Annotated in this window: 4 protein-coding genes; all 4 read right to left on the bottom strand. The window is 71.8% G+C overall.

Translation table 11 applies throughout. The features are described from left to right. Positions 1 to 50 precede the first annotated feature (50 nt). Entirely contained in the window at positions 51 to 560 is a 510-nt protein-coding gene (locus FDZ70_09905; GenBank protein ID TLM68811.1) for a MogA/MoaB family molybdenum cofactor biosynthesis protein, read from the bottom strand. 1 nt (position 561) lies between these two features. Continuing rightward, on the bottom strand, positions 562 to 1146 hold the full coding sequence (locus FDZ70_09900; protein ID TLM68810.1) for a sulfurase: 585 nt from the start codon (positions 1144 to 1146) through the stop codon (positions 562 to 564). Beyond that, positions 1143 to 1643, bottom strand: a complete 501-nt coding sequence (gene moaC, locus FDZ70_09895; protein ID TLM68809.1) for a cyclic pyranopterin monophosphate synthase MoaC — start codon at positions 1641 to 1643, stop codon at positions 1143 to 1145. Before moaC ends, FDZ70_09900 begins: the two co-directional genes overlap by 4 nt. A gap of 8 nt (positions 1644 to 1651) precedes the next feature. Next, positions 1652 to 1947: GTP 3',8-cyclase MoaA (locus FDZ70_09890; protein TLM68808.1), on the bottom strand; the 296-nt coding region annotated here is incomplete at its 5' end.

Genomic DNA, 1947 nt, shown 5'->3' with positions numbered 1-1947 from the left:
GATCCAGGTAGACCGTCCGCTCGCCGATCGCGGCGAGGTCGGGGAGCGCCTCAGGCATCGGTCCCCGAGGGCGCCGCGGGATGCCCCTCGCCCGCCATCATGCCGACCGCGTGCTCGAGCTGCGGGGCGATGACCGCGAACGTCTCGCGGACCGCCTTCTCGCTGCCCGGGAGGTTGATGACGAGCGTCGTCCCCCTGACAGCGGCGACGGCGCGCGAGAGCATCGCGCGGCCGGTGACCTTGAGCGACTCGGAGCGGATGGCCTCGGCGATGCCCGGGACCTCGCGGTCGCACACGTCGATCGTCGCCTCTGGCGTGACGTCTCGCGGGCCGAGGCCGGTGCCGCCGGTCGTGAGCACGACGTCCGCCTCGTCCACGTCGCACAGTTCGATGAGCGACGCCTCGATGGACTCCTGGTCGTCCTTGCACAGGTGGTACCCGACGACGCTCCACCCCTGCGCCTCCGCCAGCGCAATGAGCGCCCTGCCGGACGTGTCGTCCGCCTCGCCGCCCGCGCGCGAGTCGGACGCGGTCAGGACCCCGATCCTCAGTTCGGCCACGTCACTCCCCCGTCCCGAAGCCGGCCTTCTCGGCGCGCTCGATGAGCGCCGCCTCCTTGGCCTTCTCCTCCTCGAGCTCCCGCACAGCCGCGGGAGGCGTGCGGTCGCACGTACCGTCGCCGAGCGCGACGACGCGCACCTCGTCGCCTACTGCCACGTCACCGGCCGCGCGTACGACGGCGAAGACGCCCTCCCGGGGCATCACGCAGTCGCCGGCCTGGTAGTAGATGGCGCACTTCGTGTGACACACCTTGCCGATCTGGCTGATCTCGAGAACCACGTCATCGCCGACCTCGAGCAAACTGCCGACGGGCAGAGCGGTCAGGTCGAGGCCGACGGTGGTGACGTTCTCGGCGAAGTCGCCGGCGCCGACCGAAAGGCCGGCGGCGACCATCTTGTCGATGGACTCCTGAGCGAGCAGCGATACCTGGCGGTGCCAGTCGCCGGCGTGGGCGTCGCCCTCGAAGCCGCGATCGAGCACGAGCGTGCCGCGCGTGCCGGGCGTCTTGCGAACGGTCTTCCTCGCCGAGAGGTTCACGGAGACCACGCGCCCGGACGCGAGCGGTGCGGCGGCCGAATCGCTCACGAGTCCTCCCCGCGGGTCCAGGCGCCGGAAGCGCCACCCTCCTTGGACAGCAGCATGAGGTCGGTGACGACCATGCCACGGTCCACCGCCTTGCACATATCATACAGAGTGAGCGCCGCCGCCGACGCGGCGGCCAGCGCCTCCATCTCGACGCCGGTCTTCCCGTCGGTCTCGGCCGTCGCGACGATCCGGATGCCGTCGGCCTCGGCGGAGAGTCCGACGCTCGCGTGCGTCAGAGGCAGCGGGTGGCACAGCGGGATGAGGTCGCTCGTGCGCTTGGCCGCCATGATGCCCGCGATGCGGGCAGCCGCGAACACGTCGCCCTTGGGGGCGCGGCCCTCGGCGATCATGGCGAGCGTCTCTGGGCGCATGCGCACGAACGCGCCCGCGACCGCGCGCCGGTGCGTCACCGGCTTGCCGGCGACGTCGACCATGCGCGCCGCGCCTGCGGCGTCGACATGGGTGAGGTGCGAAGGGTCGTCGTCGATGCGCGCCATGGGAAGCCTCATCCTCCGATCTGGGACATGCGCCGGGTCGTGCCCATGCGCATCTCGTGACCCTCGGGCTTGCGGGAGAGCGCCTCGCGGATGACCGCGCAGACGTCGTCCTCGGTGCCGGAACGCAGCACTCCGCGCACGTCGAGCTCCTCATCCGAGAAGAGGCACGGACGCAGGCGCCCGTCGGCGGTCAGGCGCAGTCGGTTGCACTCCCCGCAGAAGTGGTGCGAGAGCGGCGAGATCACCCCGATGGTGCCGGGCGCGCCCGGGAAGCGGTAGTAGCGGGCCGGACCCCAGCCGCCGG

The sequence above is a fragment of the Actinomycetota bacterium genome, assembly GCA_005774595.1.
Taxonomy (GTDB): domain Bacteria; phylum Actinomycetota; class Coriobacteriia; order Anaerosomatales; family D1FN1-002; genus D1FN1-002.
This window is presented reverse-complemented; position numbering and strand designations above follow the sequence as displayed.

Bases quoted from the DNA above. Each gene is read 5' to 3' on its own strand.
- moaC (TLM68809.1), bottom strand. From the start codon at position 1,643: ATGGCGCGCATCGACGACGACCCTTCGCACCTCACCCATGTCGACGCC.